This window comes from Caballeronia sp. ATUFL_F2_KS9A, assembly GCF_023630765.1.
Taxonomy (GTDB): domain Bacteria; phylum Pseudomonadota; class Gammaproteobacteria; order Burkholderiales; family Burkholderiaceae; genus Caballeronia; species Caballeronia zhejiangensis.
Window position 1 is genome coordinate 1 of sequence record NZ_JALQEK010000026.1, and the last position, 22,539, is coordinate 22,539.

At 65.7% G+C, this 22,539-nt stretch carries 19 protein-coding genes; 7 read left to right on the top strand and 12 right to left on the bottom strand.

The features are described from left to right. Positions 1 to 469 precede the first annotated feature (469 nt). Positions 470 to 1,765, bottom strand: coding sequence for a 4-aminobutyrate--2-oxoglutarate transaminase (gabT, locus tag NCS67_RS14780; RefSeq protein WP_350029135.1), 1,296 nt, complete (start codon positions 1,763 to 1,765; stop codon positions 470 to 472). Between the two features lie 115 nt (positions 1,766 to 1,880). Here gabT and pdxR point away from each other — a divergent pair, with 115 nt between their 5' ends. Both pdxR and NCS67_RS14790 read left to right on the top strand, forming a co-directional pair. Beyond that, the gene (gene pdxR / locus NCS67_RS14785; RefSeq protein ID WP_175979121.1) at positions 1,881 to 3,368 is read left to right on the top strand and encodes a MocR-like pyridoxine biosynthesis transcription factor PdxR; all 1,488 of its coding nucleotides are present in this window, start codon (positions 1,881 to 1,883) and stop codon (positions 3,366 to 3,368) included. 121 nt (positions 3,369 to 3,489) lie between these two features. Then, the gene (locus NCS67_RS14790) at positions 3,490 to 4,683 is read left to right on the top strand and encodes a M20 aminoacylase family protein (protein WP_175979559.1); all 1,194 of its coding nucleotides are present in this window, start codon (positions 3,490 to 3,492) and stop codon (positions 4,681 to 4,683) included. A gap of 6 nt (positions 4,684 to 4,689) precedes the next feature. On the opposite strand, the gene NCS67_RS14795 is transcribed toward NCS67_RS14790, so the two are convergent. The 5 genes from NCS67_RS14795 to NCS67_RS14815 form a co-directional block, all read right to left on the bottom strand. After that, complete coding sequence (locus tag NCS67_RS14795; RefSeq protein ID WP_034474397.1) at positions 4,690 to 6,231, bottom strand: methyl-accepting chemotaxis protein; 1,542 nt, start codon at positions 6,229 to 6,231, stop codon at positions 4,690 to 4,692. A 138-nt stretch (positions 6,232 to 6,369) separates the two neighbouring features. Then, positions 6,370 to 6,531, bottom strand: a complete 162-nt coding sequence (locus tag NCS67_RS14800) for a hypothetical protein (RefSeq protein ID WP_008353824.1) — start codon at positions 6,529 to 6,531, stop codon at positions 6,370 to 6,372. Positions 6,532 to 6,558: 27 nt separating this feature from the next. After that, complete coding sequence (locus tag NCS67_RS14805) at positions 6,559 to 7,146, bottom strand: glycosyltransferase family 9 protein (protein ID WP_008353823.1); 588 nt, start codon at positions 7,144 to 7,146, stop codon at positions 6,559 to 6,561. 295 nt (positions 7,147 to 7,441) lie between these two features. Further along, on the bottom strand, positions 7,442 to 7,948 hold the full coding sequence (locus NCS67_RS14810) for a hypothetical protein (RefSeq protein WP_008353817.1): 507 nt from the start codon (positions 7,946 to 7,948) through the stop codon (positions 7,442 to 7,444). 139 nt (positions 7,949 to 8,087) lie between these two features. Then, positions 8,088 to 9,584, bottom strand: a complete 1,497-nt coding sequence (locus NCS67_RS14815; protein WP_008353815.1) for a UdgX family uracil-DNA binding protein — start codon at positions 9,582 to 9,584, stop codon at positions 8,088 to 8,090. 198 nt (positions 9,585 to 9,782) lie between these two features. Here NCS67_RS14815 and NCS67_RS14820 point away from each other — a divergent pair, with 198 nt between their 5' ends. Then, entirely contained in the window at positions 9,783 to 10,493 is a 711-nt protein-coding gene (locus NCS67_RS14820) for a glycosyltransferase family 2 protein (protein ID WP_008353814.1), read from the top strand. Positions 10,494 to 10,500: 7 nt separating this feature from the next. Here NCS67_RS14820 and NCS67_RS14825 read toward each other — a convergent pair whose 3' ends face one another. The 6 genes from NCS67_RS14825 to NCS67_RS14850 all read right to left on the bottom strand — a co-directional run bounded on the left by NCS67_RS14825 (position 10,501) and on the right by NCS67_RS14850 (position 17,268). Beyond that, the gene (locus NCS67_RS14825; RefSeq protein ID WP_008353813.1) at positions 10,501 to 11,088 is read right to left on the bottom strand and encodes a nucleotidyltransferase family protein; all 588 of its coding nucleotides are present in this window, start codon (positions 11,086 to 11,088) and stop codon (positions 10,501 to 10,503) included. Between the two features lie 110 nt (positions 11,089 to 11,198). Further along, on the bottom strand, positions 11,199 to 13,421 hold the full coding sequence (locus tag NCS67_RS14830) for a xanthine dehydrogenase family protein molybdopterin-binding subunit (protein WP_250435555.1): 2,223 nt from the start codon (positions 13,419 to 13,421) through the stop codon (positions 11,199 to 11,201). Further along, positions 13,418 to 14,407, bottom strand: coding sequence for an FAD binding domain-containing protein (locus tag NCS67_RS14835; RefSeq protein ID WP_008353811.1), 990 nt, complete (start codon positions 14,405 to 14,407; stop codon positions 13,418 to 13,420). The genes NCS67_RS14830 and NCS67_RS14835 overlap by 4 nt, the downstream gene beginning before the upstream one ends. Before the next feature lie 10 nt (positions 14,408 to 14,417). After that, the gene (locus NCS67_RS14840) at positions 14,418 to 15,110 is read right to left on the bottom strand and encodes a (2Fe-2S)-binding protein (protein WP_250435556.1); all 693 of its coding nucleotides are present in this window, start codon (positions 15,108 to 15,110) and stop codon (positions 14,418 to 14,420) included. 309 nt (positions 15,111 to 15,419) lie between these two features. Further along, positions 15,420 to 15,935, bottom strand: a complete 516-nt coding sequence (locus NCS67_RS14845; protein WP_008353809.1) for an isochorismatase family protein — start codon at positions 15,933 to 15,935, stop codon at positions 15,420 to 15,422. Positions 15,936 to 15,939: 4 nt separating this feature from the next. Then, positions 15,940 to 17,268 carry a hypothetical protein gene (locus NCS67_RS14850; protein ID WP_008353808.1) on the bottom strand — a complete coding sequence of 443 codons (1,329 nt, stop codon included), beginning with the start codon at positions 17,266 to 17,268 and terminating at the stop codon, positions 15,940 to 15,942. 62 nt (positions 17,269 to 17,330) lie between these two features. Here NCS67_RS14850 and NCS67_RS14855 point away from each other — a divergent pair, with 62 nt between their 5' ends. The 4 genes from NCS67_RS14855 (at position 17,331) to NCS67_RS14870 (ending at position 22,151) form a co-directional block, all read left to right on the top strand. Then, positions 17,331 to 17,753, top strand: a complete 423-nt coding sequence (locus tag NCS67_RS14855) for a GFA family protein (RefSeq protein ID WP_008353807.1) — start codon at positions 17,331 to 17,333, stop codon at positions 17,751 to 17,753. Between the two features lie 7 nt (positions 17,754 to 17,760). Continuing rightward, positions 17,761 to 18,672 (top strand): DUF72 domain-containing protein, encoded by a 912-nt coding sequence (locus tag NCS67_RS14860; protein WP_175979128.1) that lies wholly within the window; start codon positions 17,761 to 17,763, stop codon positions 18,670 to 18,672. 151 nt (positions 18,673 to 18,823) lie between these two features. Beyond that, positions 18,824 to 20,410, top strand: coding sequence for a S53 family peptidase (locus NCS67_RS14865; protein ID WP_250435557.1), 1,587 nt, complete (start codon positions 18,824 to 18,826; stop codon positions 20,408 to 20,410). Positions 20,411 to 20,453: 43 nt separating this feature from the next. Continuing rightward, complete coding sequence (locus tag NCS67_RS14870; protein ID WP_175979130.1) at positions 20,454 to 22,151, top strand: S10 family peptidase; 1,698 nt, start codon at positions 20,454 to 20,456, stop codon at positions 22,149 to 22,151. The last annotated feature ends 388 nt before the right edge of the window (positions 22,152 to 22,539 follow it).

A 22,539-nucleotide genomic window follows, 5' to 3' on the forward strand; every position in this document is an offset into this window, starting at 1 on the left:
GGTCTGCCACATCGCACCACACAACAAACTGGTTCAGCACCAAATAGCTCCAGCCCGCTTCGCGGCCGACCGGTCAAGCGGGTCCGCGCGTGCTTCGCTACTAACGTCTCAATCTCGCTGCACTTGCCGCACGTTGGTTTCCCTTGCATACCGGGCGGCAGCGCGTAGCGCTGTGCCGAAGCTCTTTCGTGCTGAACCAGTGTCCTCAGCGTTTTCGGGCGGCGGACCGTGCGCGAGCCAAGCCCCGTTATTGTGATGAGGGCACTCTTTAGGCGAGTGCCGCCTGGGACGAGAGGACTACCCAAATTGCGTGTGACCGCGGGCCTGAAAAGCTGCTTTCTTTGCTTACTTTCTTTGCAGCAGCAAAGAAAGTGAGTGCCGCCCCGCACAGGGGCAACGCTAATAGACCGACGCGAATACGGGATCCGGCGACCAACGCAAAACAAAAAACCAAAAACCAAAAACCGAATCAAACCGCAACGCCAACAGTCTCCGTCAACACATCTTCAAGAATACCGAGCGCCTCATCAAAAACCGCATCCTGAATGGTGAGCGGAAACAGGAACCGAACCACGTTCGAATAAACGCCACAAACCAACAGCAGCAACCCGCGCTCCAGCGCCCGCGTCTGCACGAGCTTTGCAAAAGCAGCATCCGCATCATGCGAACCGGGCTTGCAGAACTCGACCGCGATCATCCCCCCCGGCCCGCGCACATCGGCGATCTGCGGCACATCGCCCTTCAGCGCTTCGAGTTTCGCCTTCAGCTTGTCGCCGAGCACAACCGCGCGCTCGCAGAGCTCTTCATCGTCGATGATGTCGAGCACCGCATGCGCCGCCGCCACCGCCAGCGGATTGCCCGCATACGTGCCGCCGAGCCCGCCCGGCGCCGCCGCATCCATGATCTCCGCGCGCCCGACGACGCCCGACAGCGGCATCCCGCCCGCCAGCGACTTCGCGATCGTCATCAGATCCGGCACGACGCCGTGATGCTCCATCGCGAACAGCTTGCCGGTGCGCGCAAAGCCCGTCTGCACTTCATCGGCGATCAGCAGAATGCCGTGGTCATCGCAAATCTTGCGCAGGCCGCGCACGAATTCCGTCGGCGCCGGAACGAAACCGCCTTCGCCCTGCACCGGCTCGAAGATGATCGCGGCAACACGCGTCGCTTCGATATCCGCCTTGAAAATATGCTCGATCGCGCGCAGCGAATCCTCGACGGACACGCCATGCAGCGAATTCGGGAACGGCGCATGGAACACGTCCGACGGGAACGGCCCGAAGCCGATCTTGTACGGCGCGACCTTGCCCGTGAGCGCCATGCCCATCAGCGTGCGGCCGTGAAAGCCGCCCGTGAACGCGATCACGCCCGGCCTGCCCGTCGCGGCGCGCGCGATCTTCACCGCGTTCTCGACAGCCTCCGCGCCCGTCGTGAAAAACGCCGTCTTCTTCGCGTGCGAGCCCGGCGCGCGGGCGCTGATCTTCTCGGCGAGCGACACATACGACTCGTACGGCACGATCTGATACGCCGTGTGCGTGAAGCAGTCGAGCTGCGCGCGAATCGCCTCGACGATCTTCGGATGGCGATGCCCCGTATTGCACACCGCGATGCCCGCCGCGAAGTCGATGAAGCGGCGGCCCTCGACATCCCACAGTTCCGCGTTCTCGGCGCGCGCCGCGTAGAAATCGCACATCACGCCGACACCGCGCGGCGTCGCAGCGTTCTTGCGGGCGTGCAGATCGGCGTTCTTGAGGTTGGTGCTCACGGAAATCTCCTGGATCGTTGGTGGCCGCATCGGCCGACTGAATATAGAGACGACTATAGTAAGATTTGGCCCTCAAGTTCAGAGCCATTTCAATAAATCTATAGGAGCCAATTCGATGTCGACGCGCGCAAGCGTGCTGTCCGACTGGCTGGCGCAGCGCATCGATCGCACGAACGGCCAGCCGATCTACCGGCAATTGCATCGGCTGCTACAGCAGGCCATCCTCACGCGCGAGCTCGCGGCGGGCGCGAAAGTGCCGTCGTCGCGCTTGCTTGCCGCCGAGCTCGGCGTCGGGCGCAACACGGTGACGCAGGTCTACGAGCAACTCGCGCTCGAGGGCTACGTGTCGTCGGCGACGGGGCGCGGCACCTTCGTCGCGGACAGCACGCCCGACGACATCGTGTTCGACGACGCGCCGCCCGCGGCGATCGCGCCATCCGATGCACAATCGACGCTCTCCACGCGCGGCGCGCGGCTGATTTCGGGCGCGGGCGTGTCGAAGCGTCAGGGCGGCGCGTTCATGCCGGGCGTGCCGGACGTATCGCGGTTTCCGTCGCGCGTGTGGAACCGGCTGCACGCGAAATACTGGCGCAAGCCGCTGCCCGATCTGCTCACCTACGCGCCGGGCGGCGGCCACGCGGGACTGCGCCACGCGCTCGCGCACTATCTGCGCACGTCGCGCTCGGTGCGTTGCACGCCGGAGCAGATCGTCGTGACGACGGGCATCCATCAATCCATCGATCTCGCCGCGCGCCTGCTCGCCGATCCGGGCGACACGATCTGGACGGAGGATCCGTGCTACTGGGGCGTGCGCAGCGTTCTGCAGGTTTCGGGGCTCGATCTGAAGGCGATTCCCGTCGACGCGGAAGGCATCGCGCCGACATCCGCCGATCTCGCGTCGCCGCCGAAGCTGATGCTCGTCACGCCGTCGCATCAGTATCCGCTCGGCATGGTGATGAGCCTCGCGCGCCGCCGCATGTTGCTCGAATATGCGCGCCAGCACCGCTGCTGGATCATCGAGGACGATTACGACAGCGAATTCCGCTACGGCAGCCGGCCGCTCGCGTCGCTGCAGGGCATGGACACGGCGGGGCAGGTGATTTACGTCGGCAGTTTCGGCAAGACGCTGTTTCCGGGGCTGCGCATCGGTTATGTGGTCGTGCCGGAAGCGCTCGCGGAGAGCTTCGCGATGGCGAGCGCCGAGCTGTATCGCGAAGGGCAGTTGCTGCAGCAGGCCGTGCTCGCGGAATTCATCGAGCAGGGGCATTTCACGTCGCATATCCGGCGGATGCGCGCGCTCTACGGCCAGCGCCGCGACGCGATGCTCGCGACCATCGCCGCGCGCTACGGCGACACGCTTTCGATCGCCGGGGGCGATGCCGGGCTGCATCTCGTGCTGAAACTGCCGCGCCACGTCGATGATCGCGCGCTCGCCGCCGCCGCGCTCGCGCAGAACATCGTCGTGCGGCCGCTGTCGGGGTATTACGCGCATCGGCCGGACGCGGAATCCGGCTTGCTGATCGGATATGCATGCGTGCCGGACGACGACATCGCGCCGGCTTTCGCCACGCTCGCCGACGTGATCGACCGGTTTCTGCGCTAAAAGCGGTCGAAATTTCACGATTCGCTTACGGTCAGCGAAAAAAACGCGCGCGGAACTGGCAAGGGCGGCGCATGTGGAGGATCATGTGCGCCGTTTTCCGATCAACCGCAAGGGCTTCTCCATGACGATCTCGTCCGACCACCACTTCACCGTCATCGCCGATCTCTCCGACGACGCGCCTTCGCTGCGCGAAATTCGCCACGATATCCATCGTCATCCGGAGTTGTCGTATGAGGAGACGCGCACTGCGGCGCTCGTCGCGGAGCGGCTCGAAGAGTGGGGCTGGACGGTGACGCGCGGCGTCGGCGGGACGGGCGTCGTCGGCACGTTGAAGGCGGGCGACGGCACGAAGAGCATCGGACTGCGCGCGGACATGGACGCGCTGCCGATCATCGAGCAGAGCGGCAAGCCCTGGGCGAGCGAGACGCACGGCAAGATGCACGCGTGCGGCCACGACGGCCACACGACGATGCTTCTCGGCGCGGCGCGCCATCTCGCGCGCACGCGCAATTTCAACGGCACGGTGCATCTGTATTTTCAGCCGGCGGAAGAGCACGGCGTGCCGAGCGGCGCGCAGAAGATGATCGAGGAAGGTCTTTTCGAGCGCTTTCATTGCGACGCCGTGTTCGGCGTGCACAACCATCCCGGCGCGCAGCCCGGCACGTTCCTGTTCCGCAAGGGGCCGTTCATGGCGGCGGGCGATCAGGTGTCGATCGTGGTCGAAGGCGTCGGCGGGCACGCGGCGCGGCCGCATCTGTCGGTCGATCCGGTCGTCGTGACGGCGAGCATCGTCATGGCGCTGCAGACGATCGTCGCGCGCAACGTCGATCCGGCGCAGCCGGCCGTCGTCACTGTCGGCTCGATGCACGCCGGAACGGTCAACAACGTCATCCCGAATCGCGCGACGCTCGAACTGTCCGTGCGCTCCTTCGACCCGCAAGTGCGCGAACTGCTCAGGCGCCGCATCAAGGAACTGGTGGAATCGCAGGCGGCGAGCTACGGCGCGAGCGCGACGGTGAAGTATCTGGAAGGCTATCCGGTCGTCGTGAATTCGGACGCGGAAACGGAGTTCGCTATGGAGGTCGCGCGCGAACTGGTCGGCGCAGAGAACGTCGTCGCGCACGCCGATCTGCTGATGGGCAGCGAGGACTTCGCGTTCATGCTGCAGCAGCGGCCGGGCTCGTTCCTGCGCCTCGGCAACGGTGCGGGCGAGGACGGCTGCATGGTCCACAACCCGCACTACGATTTCAACGACAAGAATCTGCCGGTCGGCGCGGCTTACTGGGCGCGCCTCGTCGAACGATTCCTGGCGTGACCGAAATCACGCCGGCAGCCTGAAACTTCCGATCGCCTCGCGCAGCACATCGACCTGATCCTTCAGCGAATGCGCGGCGGCGGCGGCTTCCTCGACGAGCGCGGCGTTCTGCTGCGTCACCTGATCCATCTCGACGACCGCGCGGTTCACCTGCTCGATGCCCGCGCTCTGCTCGCGCGACGCGTGGCTGATCTCGTCGAGAATCTCGTTCACGCGGCGCACCGATTGCACGATTTCCGTCATCGTCGCGCCCGCGTTCGTCACGAGCGACGCGCCTTGCTCGACCGTCTGCGTCGACGTTTCGATGAGCGCCTTGATTTCCTTCGCCGCCGTCGCCGAGCGCTGCGCGAGACTGCGCACTTCGGCCGCCACGACCGCGAAGCCGCGTCCCTGTTCGCCCGCGCGCGCCGCTTCGACCGCCGCATTCAGCGCGAGGATGTTCGTCTGGAACGCGATGCCGTCGATCACGCCGATGATGTCGCCGATCTGCTGCGAGCTCGCGGTGATGCGCGTCATCGTGTCGATGACGTCGTCGACCACGCCGCTGCCGCGCGTCGCCACGTCCGCCGCCTGTTCCGCGAGACGCGCCGCCTGCGCAGCGCTCTCCGCGTTGTTCTTCACGTTCGCGGTCATCTGATCCATGCTCGACGCGGTCTGCACGAGCGCCGCGGCCTGTTCCTCGGTGCGCTGCGACAGATCGGTGTTGCCCGCCGCGATCTCCGACGCGCCCACGTTGATGTTGTCCGTGCCGCTGCGCACCCGCGACACGGTATCGACGAGACCGCTCTGCATCACGCTGAGCGCGTGCAACAGACTTGTCGTGTCGTTCGGACGGACGTCGACGCTGCTCGTCAGATCGCCACGCGCGATGCGATGCGCCGCGTCGACCGCCAGTTCGAGCTCGCCGCCGAGATTGCGTTTGATGCTGCGCAGAACGATGAGCATCGCGGCCGTCGCGAAGCCGCCGAGCACGGCCGTGATCGCGAGCCAGCGCAGCGCGCTTGCCCAGAACGCGCTCTGCACGTCGTCCATGTACATGCCGGTGACGATGTACCAGTCCCACTGCCCGAAGCGCTGCGAGTAGGAGAGCTTGCCGACTGGCTTGTCGCTGCCGGGCTTCGGCCACAGATAGCTGATGAAGCCGCCGCCGGGCTGATCGCCCGCCTTGACGATATCGACGAACAGGCGAGTGCCCGCCGGATCGGCATAACTCGACAGATCCTGCCCGTTCATCGCGGACTTGATCGGGTGCATCACCATCCTCGGATGCGAGTCGTTGATCGAGAGATAGCCGTCCGTGCCGTAGCGGATCGCGCCGACCACTTCCAGCGCGCGCTTTTTCGCTTCGTCTTCGGTGAGCGTCTTGTTCGCGGCGAGCGCCGCGTAGTGCGCGGTGATCGAGTGCGCCTCGTTGACGAGCGTCTTCAACTGCTCCTTGCGGTCGTCGATCATCGACGTCCGGTTTTGCCATGCCCCGATGATCCCGATCGCGATCAAGCCGATCCACAGCACGGCGATCAACGAGCCGAGCTTCTTGTTCAACGTCATTCTGTTCATGTTGCGCCCGTCGCCTGTTTGCGTTGTATTCGCGTTGTCGTTTGCGACGGCGCACGCCGCCGCATGCCCGCTTTACGGCAGGCATGGGCGGCGAATGTAGGGCGGGAATTCCCGTAGGGAAGCGTCGGATCAGAGACGCCGGATCGGATCCTTGTCGGGCGGCGCGTCGGGATGCTGCGGCTCCTCCGGCCGATGACCGGGCGAAGGCGGCGTGAGCGGATCGGCTTCCGGATCGCGGTTCGGGTCCGCGACGGGATCCGGAACGGGATTGGTCTGCATGTCGAATTTCATGATGTCCCCCGAAAGGTGGCTCTTCGTCTATGCCGATTCGTGCGCCGCCGGCATGTGCAGCGTGAACGGCTCGCCCGGATGCGCGCCGCCAGTGTGCGAGAGCGCGTCGCGGGCGTGTGCGGCGATCGCGTCGCTGCCGGTGTCGCGCGGATGTTCGTCGAGCACGATATGCGGCGTGCCGAGCGCGCGGGCGGCGGCGACGGGCGAGGACGCTTCGGCGTCGTCGGACAGGAGCAGCCGCGCATTGGCGATCAGGCGCGGCAGCGTCGCCGGCGCGACGGCGCCCGCGAGAAAGAGCGCGGCCGTCTGCATCGCGCCGAGCACGCCGGCGGTGCGCTCGGGATCGGGCGAATCGCCGACGATCGCGATCTGCCAGCCATCGGCGGCGAGCTGGTCGGCGACATCGGCATATCGTTCGGCGGGCCAGGCGGGCGCGGCGTGATGGCTGCCCGGATGGATCAGCACCAGGCGCTCGCGCTCGATGCCGTGGAACGCGGCGAGCGTGTCGTAATCGTCGCTCCCGTCACGCGCGGCGGCGGGCGGGGCGCTCGGCGCGTCGGGGACGAGCGTTGTCGTGAGGTCGTCGCTCAACGTGGAAAGGGGATTGGCTCGCATCTTGGCTCCTGCAAGTGGCGTGGCCTCGCTCGATTCGGCGCAACTCGCGGGGCCGCGCGCTTGGCAAGCACCCGCCATGCCCGGCGTGTTTGCGGCAGGTTCCGCCTGAAAATGCCCGCGTTGGACACAGATTGCGTTCCGAAGCGTGACAGTTTGAGCGTCGATTGCGGCATCTGTCACGTATTGAAGGAGGCGCGGCGGCGCTCGTCAAGGCGCGAAGTTTTCAGCGTCGATGTAAAAAAGCCGCCACCTCGCGATGGCGAGGCGGCGGCTTGGATGCGGCGTCGAGCGGCGCTCAGGTTTCCGTGTTGCCGTCGGCGGCGGGCAGCGTCTTCGGCGTGAACGCTTCGGCGCGGCGGCGGATGCCGTCGACTTCGCCAGTCACGAACGTGCGCTTGTCCGCGGCGAGCGCTTCCTGATACGACACGCCTTCCGGCACGCGATGCAGCAGCGCGCGCAATTCGCCTTGCGTCGTCTGCTCGACGGGCTCGTAGTCGTAAAGACCGAGCTCCAGTTCGGCGCGCTCGTGCAGGATGAACAGGCACGACGCGAACACCGCGACGCCGAGCACTTCCTGCACGCCGAAGCGGAATGCGTGCGGCACAGGCGAGAACGGCAGCCACGCGATGAGCGCGACGCCCGCGAGCGCCACCGCGATGGTCACGTTGAGCAGCAATTGCAGACGCGCGACGATGCGCTCGCGTTCGGTCTTCAGTTGCCCGGCCGATTTCGGCACGAGCGCGCGTGTGTGCAAGCCCTGCGATTGTTGACGGCGGAGTTCTTCGAGCGGGAGAGCGGCCATTTGGGTGTGATGTGGACCATCGGTGAGCGCCAGTCGGCGCGACACCGGTATAACGCGCGGCTTACAGGAACGTTGACGACGCTTTCGTCTTGTTGCGTCCTGTTGCGTCCTGTTTCGTCCTGTTGCATCTGCGGCTCGCTCAGCGCGTCGGGTCCTTCACCGGCGTGCGGATGGTCGCGGTGCCGTCGGCGATCTGCTGCGCGAAAACGAGCGCCTCGACGATCGTCCCGAAGACTTCCGCGCGCACTTTGTCGTCGGCGAGGCGCATCAGATACGACGGGTGATACGTCGGCACGATGATGTGCCCCTTATGCTCGATGGTCTTGCCGAGATACTCGGACAACGCCGTGCGATGCCCCGTGAGCGCCTTGAGCGCCGTCGCCCCGAGCGCGACGACGACTTTCGGCCCGATGCGCTTCAGTTCTTCGTCGAGCCAGTAGCGGCAGGCTTCGCGTTCGCGCTGCGCGGGCGCGAGATGCGCGCGCTCCTCGCCTTGCGCTTCCCATTTGAAATGCTTCACCGCGTTGGTCAGATAGAGCGATTCGCGCGCGATCTGCGCCTCGGCGAGCGCTTCGTCGAGCAGCTTGCCCGCCTGACCGACGAACGGCTTGCCCTCGCGGTCTTCCTGATCGCCCGGCTGCTCGCCGACCAGCATCACGCGGGCGTCGCCGGGACCGACGCCCGGCACCGCCTGCGTCGCGTTGCGCCACAGCGCGCAGCGCCTGCATGCATCGAGCGACGGCGGCTCGATCAGCATCGTGCCCTTGATCGGCTCCAGATCCGTGTTGATGGCGACTTCCATGTCGGGCGGCACATTACGCGGATGACGGTCGCGCCGCGAATAGGGATCGGCGCGGGAGATCAGCGCGGGATCGGTGCGCGCGTTCTCCGGGCTTTTCCAGTAGCGCACCGGCATATGCGACGCCATTTCGGCGGCGTTTTCCTGCGCCGGCGCGAACGTGCTCTCGTAATACGCGAGCCAGAGCGCCTCGATGGCGTCGCCGCTGATGGCTTCGCCGCTCATCGCGGTGTCGCCGAAATCCATCGGCTTTTCTTCCGGCTCGCTCGTGCGGTCCACGCGCAGGAGCGCGCCGTCCCAGAACGCGGCGCCGTGCGGCGTGGCGATCATCCACGTGGCGCTGCCCATGCGCGTGGCGAAGTGCATCGCGGCGTGCTCCAGCACATCGTGCACCGGCTCGAACCAGCTGATGAACTCGGGCGGCCCGAGCGACGAATCGCGATGCCGGAAACGCAGCACTCTGCGCATTTCGCTTTCTTCGGCCTCGACCGATTCGATCATGCGCCGCAGCCGATGCCCGTCCGGATCTTCCGGCGAGGCGATCGCGCGGTCGCCCTGCGTCCAGCGCCACAGCGCCTTGTAGAGAAACCGCCAGCGGTCGGGCGCGCGAAAGCACGCCGCCGTTTCGAGCATGGCGAGGAATTCGCGCGCGATCTTGACCGGCTTCTTCGCATTCGGATCCGACGGGCCGCGCGACGCAACGATGGAGCCGAACACCGTTGCCGATGCATCGGTTTCGAGCCATTCCACGTCTTCCGGGCGCGCGTCTTCCATGAGGAGATTGCGCGCCTCGGTACGCCAGGCAGCGAACGACGGATCGATGGTGACGCTTTTCATCGGCGAACGGAATCATAAAAGCACTGTATATCCATACAGTAATTCTAGCGATTCCCGCCGCTTTTCAGCAACTATTTAGAGACGATCGCGCCCTTATACGGCGGAGCGGCCCGCCATTCACGGGAACGGCCATTGCTGAAATTCATCCATCGCGCCGTCCGATTGCCAACGGAAAAAAACTCACACACGGAGCCGCCAATGCTTGCCATCGTCATTCCTGCTCACAACGAAGCCGCGCATATCGGCGCGTGCGTCGCGGCTGCACGTCGCGCGGCGGATCATCATCAACTGCTTGGCGAAGCGGCGCGCGTGATCGTCGTCGCCGACAGTTGCAGCGATGACACCGCCGCCATCGCGCGGGCGCTGGGCGCGGAAGTGACGTGCATCGAGGCGTGCAATGTCGGCGTCGCGCGCGCGCATGGCGCACAGCGGGCGCTGGCGCTGGGCGCGCGCTGGCTCGCATTCACCGATGCCGATACGACCGTCGCCGCAGACTGGCTCGTGCGCCAGCTCGACTGCTGCGCGGACGCGGTGTGCGGCGTGATCGGCGTGCACGACTGGTCGCCGCATATCGGCGCGGTGCGCGAGCACTTCGGGCGCACTTATACCGATGCGGACGGGCATCGGCATATTCACGGCGCGAACATGGGCGTGTCGGCGAGCGCGTACGTGAAGGCGGGCGGATTTGCGCCGCTGGAGACGAGCGAGGACGTGGCGCTCGTCGAAGCGCTGATCGCGACCGGCGCACGGATCGAGTGGAGTGCGTCGCCGCGCGTGGTGACGAGCGCGCGGACGGATTTCCGGGCGAAGAAGGGATTCGGCGCGACGCTGCTCGACGTCAGCCGGCGCTATCTGCCGATCGGCGCCGACGCCGAAGATTCCGCGGAAACGGCGGCGATCGCGGCTTAAGTCGCGCTCAAGTCTGCCCGAGGTCGCTCGGCAAATCCACGTCGCGCAGCACGTTCGCATCGTCCACTTCGACGATGAACGGCTTGTGCGTCGTGAAGATGGCGCGTGCGCCCGCGTCGCCGTCGAGCGTGGCGAGCATCTCGCGATGCGCGATGCCGAAGCCCACCGGATGCCCGCGCTTGCCACGATGGAACGGCGCGACGAGCGCTTCGCCGCCGTCGAGCGCACGCGCGACCGCTTCATACGACGACGCTTCGATCCACGGCATGTCGCCGAGCGCGACGAGCCAGCCATCGGCTTCGGACGTCGCGCGCACGGCCGCGGCGAGCGTCGCGCCCATGCCGCGCTCGGCGTCGACGCTGAAGATGACGTTGCAGCCTGCTTCGTTGAGCACGTCGGCGAGCTTTTCGGCGCCGGGACGCACGACCGCGATCACTTCGGCGCACACGGCGAGCAGCCTGCGCGCCGACTGGAACACGATGGGCGTTCCGTCGGGCAGGGTGGCGAGCAGCTTGTTGTGGAGTCCGGACGGGTCGAAACGGGTGCCGAGACCCGCCGCCAGCAGAATGCCGGTCGCGTTCGACGAATAGGTCATCGCGGGTGCTCGTGTGGGGATGAATCGCGATTGTGCGGCGCATCGAACGGCGTCGCAAGCATAAAAAAACACACGGCGGCCGGGCGGACCGCCGGGTGCGTCGTTTCACTTCACGCCATCGTCGGCGGCAGGATTTTGTCGAGCGTAATCGGCAGATCGCGCACACGCACCCCCGTCGCGTGATACACCGCGTTGCCGAGCGCGCCTGCCACGCCCGTAATGCCGATCTCGCCGATGCCCCGCGCGCCGTGCGGATTGATATGCGGGTCCGGCTCGCCGACGAACGCGATATCCAGCATGCCGATATCCGCGTTCACCGGGACGTGATATTCCGCGAGATTCGCGTTCGTATAGCGCCCGTAGCGCGAATCCATCTCGCTCTTTTCCAGCAGCGCCGAGCCGACGCCCCACACGATGCCGCCCATCAACTGGCTATGCGCGGTCTTTTCGTTGAAGAGCGTGCCGACGTCGTACACGCCGACGATGCGCGGCACGCGGATGATCCCGAGGTCCGCATCGACATGGACTTCCGCGAACACCGCGCCGAACGAGTGAAACGAATACTGCTTTTTCTCGTCGCCGGGCCGGGTCGTGGCGATCGCCTCGATCGGCTTGCCGCCGTTGCGCGCGATGATCGCCGCCGCGGGATCGCGCTTGTCAGGATTCGACAGGCTCACGACCCAGCCGTTGGACACGGTCACGTCCTCGCGCGCGAGACCGGCGACGGGCGATCCGCGATCCGCGAGCGCCATCGCGATGAGTTGATCGCGCGCCTCCATCGACGCCGCCCGCACCGCCGGCGACACGCTCGCCGCCGATTGCGAGCCGCCCGAGACCGGCGCCTTCGGCAAGGACGAATCGCCGAGCGCGAAGCGCACGTAATCGAGCGGAAAGCCGAGCGCGTCGGCGGCGACCTGCGTCATGATCGTGTACGTGCCGGTGCCGAGATCCTGCGTGCCGGAGGCGACCATCGCGGTGCCGTCGGGCAGGATGCGCGCCACTGCCGACGCCTCGCTGCGATTCGCCGGATACGTCGCCGTCGCCACGCCCCAGCCGATGAGCGTATTGCCTTCGCGCATCGACTTCGGCGCGTGGTTGCGCTTGGACCAGCCGAAGGTATCCGCGCCGCGCCGATAGCATTCGAGCAGCGCCTTCTCCGACCACGGCTTCTTCTCCTGCGGCTCCATGTTCGCGTGATTCTTGATGCGAAACGCGAGCGGATCCATGTTCAGTCGATACGCCATTTCGTCCATCGCCGATTCGAGCGCGAACGAGCCGCTCGTCTCGCCGGGCGCGCGCATGAAGGTCGGCGTGCCGATGTCGAGCTTGACCAGCTTGTGCGACGTCGACTGGTTCGGCACCGCGTACAGCATGCGCGTGACGATCGCGGAGCTTTCGGTCCAGTCCTCGAACGTCGATGTCGTCGAAACGACGTCGTGACGCATGCCGGTCATGATGCCGTCGTCGCGCGCGCTCACCTGAAAGCGCTGCTCGGTGAATGGCCGGTTGCCGACCATGCCGAACATCTGCGGCCGTTCGAGCACGAGCTTGACGGGGCGGCCGGTCTGCTTCGACGCCATCGCCGCCAGCACGACGTGCGACCACACCGACCCCTTGCAGCCGAAGCCGCCGCCGACGAACGGGCAGATCACGCGCACGTTCTCATCGGAGATACCGAAGAACTTCGCGACCGCGCTTTTCGCGCCGGACACGCCTTGCGTCGCGTCGTAGAGCGTGAGATTCGGGCCGTCCCAGCGCGCGACGGTCGCGTGCGGCTCCATCGGATTGTGATGTTCGTACGGCGTCGTGTAGACGGCGTCGAGGCGCGTCGGGCCTTGTTTCAAACCTGCGTCGACGTCGCCGCGTTTCGTCGTGATCGCGCGGCCCATCATCTTTTCCGGCTGATACGCCGAGGCCTTCGCGCGCGTGAAATCCGCGTTGGGCATCGCGGCTTCGTAGCGCACGTCGACGTAACGCGCCGCGCCTTGCGCGTGCTCCAGCGAGTCCGCGACGACGACCGCGACCGGCTCGTTGCTGTAGCGCACCTCGTTGGTCTGCAAGAGCGTCAGCTTGCGCACGGCGGGCGGCTGCGCGTCAGGGACGCCGTTGTTCGGCAGGCGCATCGCGTTCCGATACGTCATCACAAGAAGCACGCCGGGCATCGATTGCGCGCGGCTCGTGTCGATCGACGCGATACGGCCGTGCGCGACCGAGCTCGTGACGATGACCGCGTGCGCGAGCTTGGCGTCGGTGTTGTCGGCGGAATAGCGCGCCTGGCCGGTGACTTTCAGCACGCCGTCGGTGCGATCGAGCGGTTTTCCGATGACAGTCATGCGACACCTCCGGCCTGTTGAACCGCGCGCACGATCGCGCGCTGCGCGAGCACGATCTTGAACGCGTTGTCGCGCTGCGGCTGGGCGCCCTGTACGGCGAGCGCGGCGGCGTTCTGCAGCGTGGCTTTATCGAGCGATTGGCCGACGAGCGCGCGTTCGGTCGCGTTCGCGCGCCACGGCTTGTGGGCGACGCCGCCGAGCGCGATGCGCGCGCTCTTCACCGTGTTGCCGTCCATCTGCAACGCGGCCGCGACCGACACCAGCGCGAACGCATAACTCGCGCGATCGCGCACTTTCAGATACTTCGAGTGCGCGGCGAAGAGCGGCGGCGGCAGATCGACCGACGTGATGAGCTCGCCTGCGTGCAAGGTCGTGTCGAGCTCGGGCCTGTCGCCCGGCAGCCGATGAAACTCCGCGAACGGAATCGTCCGCTCGCCGTTCGGGCCCGCGACGCGCACGACGGCATCGAGCGCCGCGAGCGCGACGCTCATGTCGGACGGATTCGTCGCGATGCACTGACGGCTCGCGCCGAGAATCGCGTGCATGCGATTGTTGCCGTCGATGGCCGCGCAGCCGCTGCCCGGCGAGCGCTTGTTGCATTGAGGAAAGCCGGTGTCGTAGAAGTACGCGCAACGCGTGCGCTGCATCAGATTGCCCCCGACGGTCGCCATGTTGCGCAGTTGCGCCGATGCGCCCGCGAGCAGCGCCTGCGACAGAAGCGGATAGCGTTCGCGCACCCACGCATGATTGGCGGCGTCGCTGTTGCGCACGAGCGCGCCCAGGCGCAGACCGCCATCGGGCAGGGCGGTGATGCCATTCAGGCCGTCGATGTGCGTGATGTCGACGAGCCTCATCGGCCGCATGACGCCGCCTTTCATCAGGTCGAGCAGATTCGTGCCGCCGCCGATGAACATCGTGCCCGGCTGGCTCGCGGCCGCGAGCGCCGCGCCAATATCCGGCGCGCGCTGATAGGAGATCGCGTCCATGTGCGTCTCCTTACGCGTTGCCCGACGCGACGGCTTTTACCGCCGCGACGATGTTCGGATACGCGCCGCATCGACAGATGTTGCCGCTCATGCGCTCGCGAATTTCGTCGTCGGAGAGTTGCGCGGGGCGAAAGCGCACGTCGGCCGTGACCGCGCTCGCGTCGCCGTTGCGATATTCGGCGATGAGCGCCGTCGCCGAGCACAATTGCCCCGGCGTGCAGTAGCCGCACTGAAAGGCGTCCTTCTCGATGAACGCGCGCTGGATCGGCGCGAGCGTGTCGCCGTCGGGCGCGAGGCCTTCGACGGTCGTGACGGATTCGCCGTCGTGCATCACCGCGAGCGTCAGGCACGAGTTGATGCGCCGGCCCGACACGATCACCGTACACGCGCCGCACTGGCCGCGGTCGCAGCCTTTCTTCGTGCCGGTGAGGTTGGCGTATTCGCGCAGCGCGTCGAGGAGCGTCGTGCGCGCCTCGACCTGCAGTTCATACGGATGGCCGTTGATGGTGAGCTTCACGGGCAACATCGGCGTGGCGGCGGGCGGCGGCGCCAAGGCAGGCGTCGCGGCCGGTTGCTGCGCGTGCGCGTGCGGCGCGGCGGTCACTGCTGCGGCCGCGGCGGCGGATTGCAGGAAACGACGGCGCGACGGCTTTTGCGCCGCGTCGCTGGCGTCGTCGTGAGGATGGGTATCGGCTGGGGACATGGCGATCGGTTGCTCCTCGCTCGTTCGGAAGGGCGTCGACGGGCTCAAGTCTTCACGGGGATTCGCTCGCAGCCGATTGCGACGGATCGGGCGGAGCGCCGATGCTCGAGTCCTCGGGGCGGCGCAAGAGGCGCGGTTCGCGATCGTTCGGCAACTGTAAGGGAACCGAACGTTCGTCGAGCCGCAATCGCAGACTACAGCAAGTGGGGTGCCATGCGCTCGGGACGGACGCTGGCTGGCTTATGAGCGGGCCGCGCGGGTAAATGCTGCATGCGCGCGTAAAACTAACGGTCTGGTTCGAAACCCACGTCACTTGATAAGCGCAAGCACGTCCCGAAAGCGCGGATGCCGGCAACTGCCCATCCATCCGAAGATCGTCGTTTCGACCGTCGTGAGCCGCGCGCCGTCCTGCCGCGCCCGTTCGATCGCGACGGCGCGATCCGCGGCTCGCCGCGACGCGACCGCGTCCGCCACGAATTCCACGCGATAGCCGAGCCGCAACACTCCGAGCACCGTCAGCAGCACGCACACATGCGCCTCCGCGCCGGCGACCCACAGCGTCGCGGGCGCGGGCGGCAGCGCATCGACGAACGCGGGTTCGAGCGTCGCATCGAATGTGTGCTTTTCGACGACTTTCGCCGACCGGAGATCGACGGGCAGGCTTTCGACCGTCCCGCCGAGCCCGCGCGGATTCTGCTCCGTAAAAAGCACCGGCACGTCGAGCAGGTTCGCCGCGCGCAAGAGCGTGCCGGCGCGCTCCGTCAGACGTTGCGCGCCATCCAGATGCGGCAGGAGCCGCGCCTGCATGTCGACGATGACGAGCATCGCGTCAGGCCTCGCTCTCCATGATCCGGTCGATGAGCCGCGCGTTCTCGCCCGCGGAGCCGATGCCCGCATGCTTGGCCATCGGCACGAAGAAGTGCGTGGCGATCGGCAGCTTCGAGCGTTCGAGCCAGTTGGTCAGATGCGCGGCGAGGCGCTTCGCCGGCGTCTTCAGTTCCTCGCGCAGCACGCCGGGCAGCTTCTCGAAGTGCCGCATGTCGGTCTGATACGGCTCGGGCGCGACGCACAGCGCGTTCGGCCGGCCATCGACATCGACGGGAAGGCGTTCCAGCGCCTGATGCAGCAGCGCGACGCCGAGGCCCTCGCCGCGCCACGGCTTTCTCACTTCCCACAGGCTGATGTAAATCACGCGATGCGCGTTGTAGACCTCGCACAGCTTCTCCGGACCGAGCGCTTCCGTCGATGCGAGCGCGAGCGAGAGCATTTCGCCCGAGTAAGTGTCGAGCGTGTAGACGAGATCGGCGCTGCTCGTGAGCGGCGGCACCTTGACGAGTTTCAGCCGCACCGCCGCCGCGACGATATCGCTGCCCGCCTCGTGGAAGACGGCGAACGCGGTGCCGAGCCGCTCGTCGTCGACCTGCGGGTATTCGTGGCGATAGGTCATCGTGAAGAGAAACGGCCCGATCTTCTCGCGATACGCGAGCGGCCTGTCGACGTCGTAATCGTCGACGCCGTCGAGACCGTACGGATCGTAATCGCGCTTTTCTCGGCGCTCGCCGTTTTGCGCGGCGGCGAGCGCCGCGAGCGGACGGCGCGATTCCGGCACGAGATCCTCCGGCAAACCTTCCCAGCTCAGACGCAAAAACTCCCGTCCGCCGCGATAGTGCGTCTCGAAGAGCGAAAGAACCGGCTCGCCCGCGACCGGATCGAGAATGCGCTGGGCGCACTCGTAGGCGCGGTCGAGCAGCTGATCGGCTTCGGCGGGATCGGGCGCGAGATGCGGCTCGCTGCCTTGCGGCTCGGCGGGCAAGCCTTTTGCAACGCGTTCCTTGTGCGCGAGTTCGAGCCATTCGTCGGCCGCGCGTTCGGCGATGAAACCCGCCGCGATGCGATAGCCCGTCAGCACGATCGACTGGCCGGTGCGGCCGAGCGGGAACACGTACTCGTCGTTCATGACGTCGTCGACGGTGACGCCGCGGAACGTTTCGCGCGGCGCGTTCGCATTCGCGACCGCATCGAAGCGATCATGCGACAGCACGTGGGCGACGAGGTCGGATGCGGCCGGACCGAACTCCGATCCGGCGCCGGGAAGCAGCTTCAGCAGGGACAAGGTACTCGCGGTATACGTGGTGCCGGTCGTGCTTGGTGTGCTCATGAGTGCCATCTCCGATCGTGAAGGGTTATCGTAACAAACCATCGTATTTACGGGAGAGATCGATGAGCGTTGAAAAGGACGAAACGCGGGCGGCTACGGTTCATGAAGGCGGATGCGCGTGCGGCGCGTTCCGCTTTCGCGCGACGGGCAAGCCCATTCGCGTCTGCATCTGCCACTGCACGACGTGCCGGCAAGTGCATGGCTCCGCCTTCGGAGCTTATGCGATTTACGCGCGCGGCAACGTGATGATGAGCGGCAGCCTTTCGACGTGGAAGAGTTCCGACGATGGCCGGCGGCACTTCTGCCCGGCGTGCGGCTCGGTCGCGTACATGGAATTCACGACGCGCGACGAAGTCGATCTGCCCATCGGCGCATTCGACGAAACCGGCGTCTTCGAGCCGACTTACGAGCTCTGGTGCAAGCATCGCGAGCCGTGGCTGCCGCAGGGCGCGCGGGCGGAATACGACGAAGGCCGTCCGCACTAGGCGCGCGATGACCGGGCGCATCCGCATCGGTATTTCGGGCTGGCGCTATGCCGGCTGGCGCGGCGTGTTCTATCCGAAAAAGCTCGCGCAGGCCCGCGAGCTCGATTTCGCGTCGCGCGCGGTCCAGACGGTCGAGATCAACGGATCGCATTATTCGCTGCAAAGCGTGACGAGCTATCGCGCGTGGCGCGACGCGACGCCCGATGGCTTCGTCTTCAGCGTGAAGGGGCCGCGCTATCTGACGCACATGCTGCGTTTTCGCGACGAAACGGCGATTCCGGCGATCTCGAACTTCTTCGCGTCCGGCGTGCTCGCGCTCGGCGACAAGCTCGGTCCGTTCCTCTGGCAGTTTCCGCCGAACTTTTCCTTCCGTCCCGAAGCCTTCGAACGCTTTCTCGAATTGCTGCCGAAGGATACGGTCGCCGCCGCGCGGCTCGCCCAGGGCCACGACACGCGCGTGAAAGACCCGTGGTTCGAGCCCGGAAGAAAGCGCGCGCTGCGGCACGCGATCGAGATCCGTCATCCGAGTTTCTGCACCGATGAATTCGTGCGGCTGCTGCGCAAACACGGCGCGGCGCTGGTCGTGTCGGATTCGGTGGCCGGCTGGCCCTATGCCGAAGATCTCACGTCCGACTTCACTTATTTGCGGCTTCACGGCAGCGAAACGCTTTATGGCGGCAGTTATAAGGACGAGGCGCTCGACGAATGGGCGCGCCGCATCGAATGCTGGGCGTCGGGCGGACAGATCGCCGACGCGCGGCTGATTTCATCGGCGAAAGCACGGCCGCGCGCGGGCCGCGACGTCTTCTGCTACTTCGACAACGATCAGAAAGTGCGCGCCCCGTTCGACGCGCGACGCCTGATGGAGCGCCTCGGCATCGCGCTCCCCGCCGAGCCGCACATCGAGACGAAACGTTGAAGACCGGGACAGCTTTTGTCTCGCTGGAACTGCATGCTCTCGTCAACGGTCCGAGCAATTGCATTCGCGCCCGGAAAATAAGACGATAAGCGCGGGCAGCGGCAGGATCGAGAAACTTTGATTTTCATGGCCAACGAGGAGCATCGATACCATGACGAAGCAACCGGTCAGCGGCAGCGACAAGATTCATCCCGAAGGCGCGCAATGCATCGGCGACTGCGATCCGTCCGAACAGATCGAAGTCATCGTGATGCTGCGGCGCAAGGACGAGGCGGGCTTCAAGCAGATGATGGCGCGCATCGATTCCGGCGAAGCGCCCGCGCAAGCCGTATCGCGCGAGGAATTCGACAAACGTTTCACCGCCTCGGACGACGACATCGCCAAAGTGAAGGCGTTCGCGCAGCAGTACGGCCTGACGGTCGTGCGCGCGGAAACCGAAACGCGCAGCGTCGTGCTGAAAGGGACCATCGAACAATTCCAGAAGGCTTTCGACGTCAAGCTCGAACGCTTTCAACATCACAACATCGGCGAATATCGCGGACGCTCGGGGCCGGTGAAGGTGCCCGACGAAGTGCACGACGCCGTCACCGCCGTGCTCGGCCTCGACAGCAAGCCGCAGGCGCGTCCGCACTTTCGTTTCCGTCCGCCGTTCAAGCCGGCGCGCGGCGCGGCGAGCGCGTCGTTCACGCCGGTCGATCTCGCGCGTCTCTACGATTTCCCCGATGGCGACGGCGCGGGCCAATGCATCGCCATCATCGAGCTGGGCGGCGGCTATCGCGATGCCGATCTTTCCGCGTACTTCTCGAAGCTCGGCGTGAAGTCGCCGCAAGTCGTGTCGGTCGGCGTCGATGGCGGCAAGAACGCGCCCACGGGCAATCCGAACGGCCCGGACGGCGAGGTGACGCTCGATATCGAGGTCGCGGGCGCGGTGGCGCCGGGCGCGCGCATCGCCGTGTACTTCGCGCCGAACAGCGACGCCGGTTTCGTCGATGCCGTCAATCGCGCGCTGCACGATTCCACCAACAAGCCTTCGGTCATCTCCATCAGTTGGGGCGGGCCGGAGGCGAACTGGTCGTCGCAATCGATCGGCGCGTTCAACGACGTGCTGCAAAGCGCGGCCGCGCTCGGCGTGACGGTGTGCGCGGCATCGGGCGACAGCGGCTCGTCCGACGGCGCGGGCGACGGCGCGGATCACGTCGACTTTCCGGCGTCGAGCCCGTATGTGCTCGGCTGCGGCGGCACGAGCCTGAAGGCGTCGGCGACGGGCATCGCGAAGGAAGTCGTCTGGAACGACGGCGATCAGGGCGGCTCGGGCGGCGGCGGCGTGTCCGGCGTGTTCGCGCTGCCGGCGTGGCAGAAGGGTTTGTCGGTGATGCGTAACGGCAAGCAGACGGTGCTCGCGAAGCGCGGCGTGCCGGACGTTGCGGGCGACGCATCGCCGCTGACCGGCTATGAGGTGCTGATCGACGGCGAGGATACGGTCGTCGGCGGCACGAGCGCGGTCGCGCCGTTGTGGGCTGCGCTGATCGCGCGCATCAACGCGATCAACGGTTCGCCATCGGGCTTCGTCAATCCGAAGCTCTACACGGCGAAGACGGCGTTTCGCGACATCACGGAAGGCAACAACGGAAGTTTTTCCGCGGCGGCCGGCTGGGACGCGTGCACCGGCATGGGCAGTCCCGACGGCGCGAAGATCGCGGCCGCGTTGAAACCCGCGAAGTCTTTGAGCAAGGCGTAAGACAGTGAACAACAACCACGACGACGATTCTGGAGCGATCACGATGAACTCCGATCCACTGGCAGCGAGCGACAAACCTGCGAACGCGGAAGAACCGGCCTTGACCGCCGCCGCGAAGAAAGCGCCGAAGAAGACCACGACGGCGAAGAAGGATCAGCCGTATTTCGATCCGGTCGCGTACGGCAACGGTCCCGACGACGCCATCGCGGCGACCGAGGCCGACGAGAACGCGGCGATCACGCATCACAGCGTGACGATCGGCGGCGCGAAGATCGCTTATACGGCGACGGTCGGCCATCTCGTCACGGTCGATCCGAGCAGTTCGAAGCCGAGCGCGAAGATGTTCTACGTCGCGTTCACGAAAGACGGCGCGAAGGAAGAGGCGCGTCCGCTGACCTTCTTCTATAACGGCGGGCCGGGGTCGTCGTCGGTGTTCGTGTTGCTCGGCTCGTTCGCGCCGCGCCGCATCAAGACGGCGATGCCGGGCTTCACGCCGCCCGCGCCGTATCAGATGGAAGACAACCCGGACAGCCTGCTCGACCGCAGCGATCTCATCTTCATCAATCCGGTCGGCACGGGCTATTCGGCGGCGATCGCGCCGAACAAGAATCGCGATTTCTGGGGCGTCGATCAGGATGCGGGGTCGATCGCGCAGTTCATCAAGCGTTATCTGACGAAGAACAATCGCTGGAATTCGCCGAAGTTTCTGTTCGGCGAGTCGTACGGCACGGCGCGCAGTTGCGTGCTCGCGTACAAGCTGCATGAGGACGGCATCGATTTGAACGGCGTCACGCTGCAATCGTCGATTCTCGATTACGCGCAGGCGGGCAATCCTGTCGGCGCGTTGCCGACCGCCGCCGCCGACGCGTGGTATCACAAGAAACTCGGCGTGCATCCGACGCCGACCAACTTGCTGACGTTCGTGGAGGAAGTCGCGGAGTTCTCGCGCACGGATTATCTGAACGCGCTGCGCAAATTTCCGCAGACGGACGATGAAGTGGTCGAGAAGCTGTCCGAATACACGGGCATCGACCGCGCGACGTTGCTGGCGTGGAGTCTCGATATCGCGGCTTACGACAGCCGGGGGAATTCGCTTTTTCTTACGACGCTCTTGAAGTCGAAGGGCGAATCGCTCGGCTCCTACGATGGCCGCGTGACGGCGATATCGACGGGCATCGCGGGCAAGATCGATCCGAATTCGGGCGGCAACGATCCGACGATGACCGCGGTGAGCGGCGTCTACACGACGATGTGGAACAGCTATCTGAACGAGCAGTTGAAGTTCACGTCGACGTCGTCGTTCACGGACCTGAACGATCAGGCGTTCCTCAACTGGGACTTCAAGCATACGGACCCGACGGGCGAACAGAAGGGCCTGGATTCGAAGGGCAACATCATTCTCTACACGGCGGGCGACCTCGCCGCGGTGATGGCGCTGAACGTCGATCTGAAGGTGCTGGCCGCCAACGGGATGTACGACTTCGTGACGCCGTTCTATCAGACGATCATCGACTTGCAGCAGATGCCGCTGATCGACAAGACGGTGCGGCAGAATCTTTCGGCGACGTTTTATCCTTCCGGACACATGGTCTATCTCGATGGCGGATCGAGGACGCAGCTCAAGGCGGATCTCGCGAAGATGTACGACGAAGCGACCACGAATCATGCGGCTATGAGCCGGATCATTACGTTGCAGAAGACTACGGCGGATAAGTTGGGGGCGTTGTCGCCGGTGGGGTGATGGTTTGCTTTTACCGCGAGGCGGTGGGGTTCGGGGGTTTTTTGTTTTGTTGTCGCCGGATCCCGTATTCGTGTCGGCTCCGGTTTTTCGCCGGATCCCGTATTCGTGTCGGCTCCGGTTTTTCGCCGGATCCCGTTTTCTTAGTGGTCTATTAGCACTGCCCCTGTGCGGGGCGGCACTTACTTTCTTTGCTGCTGCAAAGAAAGTAAGCAAAGAAAGCAGCTTCCGATACGCCCGCGGTCACACGCAATTTGGGTAGTCCTCTCGTCGTTCGTGGGCTGCCTAAAGAGTGCCCTCATAGGCCCCATCGGGCTTGGCTCGCGCACGGTCTGCCACATCGCACCACACAACAAACTGGTTCAGCACCAAATAGCTCCAGCCCGCTTCG

Excerpts from the sequence above, each read along its gene's own strand:
- pdxR (WP_175979121.1), top strand. The coding sequence starts at position 1,881 with ATGTCGACGCGCGCAAGCGTGCTGTCCGACTGGCTGGCGCAGCGCATC.
- NCS67_RS14790 (WP_175979559.1), top strand. The coding sequence starts at position 3,490 with ATGACGATCTCGTCCGACCACCACTTCACCGTCATCGCCGATCTCTCC.
- NCS67_RS14795 (WP_034474397.1), bottom strand. The coding sequence starts at position 6,231 with ATGACGTTGAACAAGAAGCTCGGCTCGTTGATCGCCGTGCTGTGGATC.
- NCS67_RS14800 (WP_008353824.1), bottom strand. The coding sequence starts at position 6,531 with ATGAAATTCGACATGCAGACCAATCCCGTTCCGGATCCCGTCGCGGAC.
- NCS67_RS14805 (WP_008353823.1), bottom strand. The coding sequence starts at position 7,146 with ATGCGAGCCAATCCCCTTTCCACGTTGAGCGACGACCTCACGACAACG.
- NCS67_RS14810 (WP_008353817.1), bottom strand. The coding sequence starts at position 7,948 with ATGGCCGCTCTCCCGCTCGAAGAACTCCGCCGTCAACAATCGCAGGGC.
- NCS67_RS14815 (WP_008353815.1), bottom strand. The coding sequence starts at position 9,584 with ATGAAAAGCGTCACCATCGATCCGTCGTTCGCTGCCTGGCGTACCGAG.
- NCS67_RS14820 (WP_008353814.1), top strand. The coding sequence starts at position 9,783 with ATGCTTGCCATCGTCATTCCTGCTCACAACGAAGCCGCGCATATCGGC.
- NCS67_RS14825 (WP_008353813.1), bottom strand. The coding sequence starts at position 11,088 with ATGACCTATTCGTCGAACGCGACCGGCATTCTGCTGGCGGCGGGTCTC.
- NCS67_RS14830 (WP_250435555.1), bottom strand. The coding sequence starts at position 13,421 with ATGACTGTCATCGGAAAACCGCTCGATCGCACCGACGGCGTGCTGAAA.
- NCS67_RS14835 (WP_008353811.1), bottom strand. The coding sequence starts at position 14,407 with ATGGACGCGATCTCCTATCAGCGCGCGCCGGATATTGGCGCGGCGCTC.
- NCS67_RS14840 (WP_250435556.1), bottom strand. The coding sequence starts at position 15,110 with ATGTCCCCAGCCGATACCCATCCTCACGACGACGCCAGCGACGCGGCG.
- NCS67_RS14845 (WP_008353809.1), bottom strand. The coding sequence starts at position 15,935 with ATGCTCGTCATCGTCGACATGCAGGCGCGGCTCCTGCCGCATCTGGAT.
- NCS67_RS14850 (WP_008353808.1), bottom strand. The coding sequence starts at position 17,268 with ATGAGCACACCAAGCACGACCGGCACCACGTATACCGCGAGTACCTTG.
- NCS67_RS14855 (WP_008353807.1), top strand. The coding sequence starts at position 17,331 with ATGAGCGTTGAAAAGGACGAAACGCGGGCGGCTACGGTTCATGAAGGC.
- NCS67_RS14860 (WP_175979128.1), top strand. The coding sequence starts at position 17,761 with ATGACCGGGCGCATCCGCATCGGTATTTCGGGCTGGCGCTATGCCGGC.
- NCS67_RS14865 (WP_250435557.1), top strand. The coding sequence starts at position 18,824 with ATGACGAAGCAACCGGTCAGCGGCAGCGACAAGATTCATCCCGAAGGC.
- NCS67_RS14870 (WP_175979130.1), top strand. The coding sequence starts at position 20,454 with ATGAACTCCGATCCACTGGCAGCGAGCGACAAACCTGCGAACGCGGAA.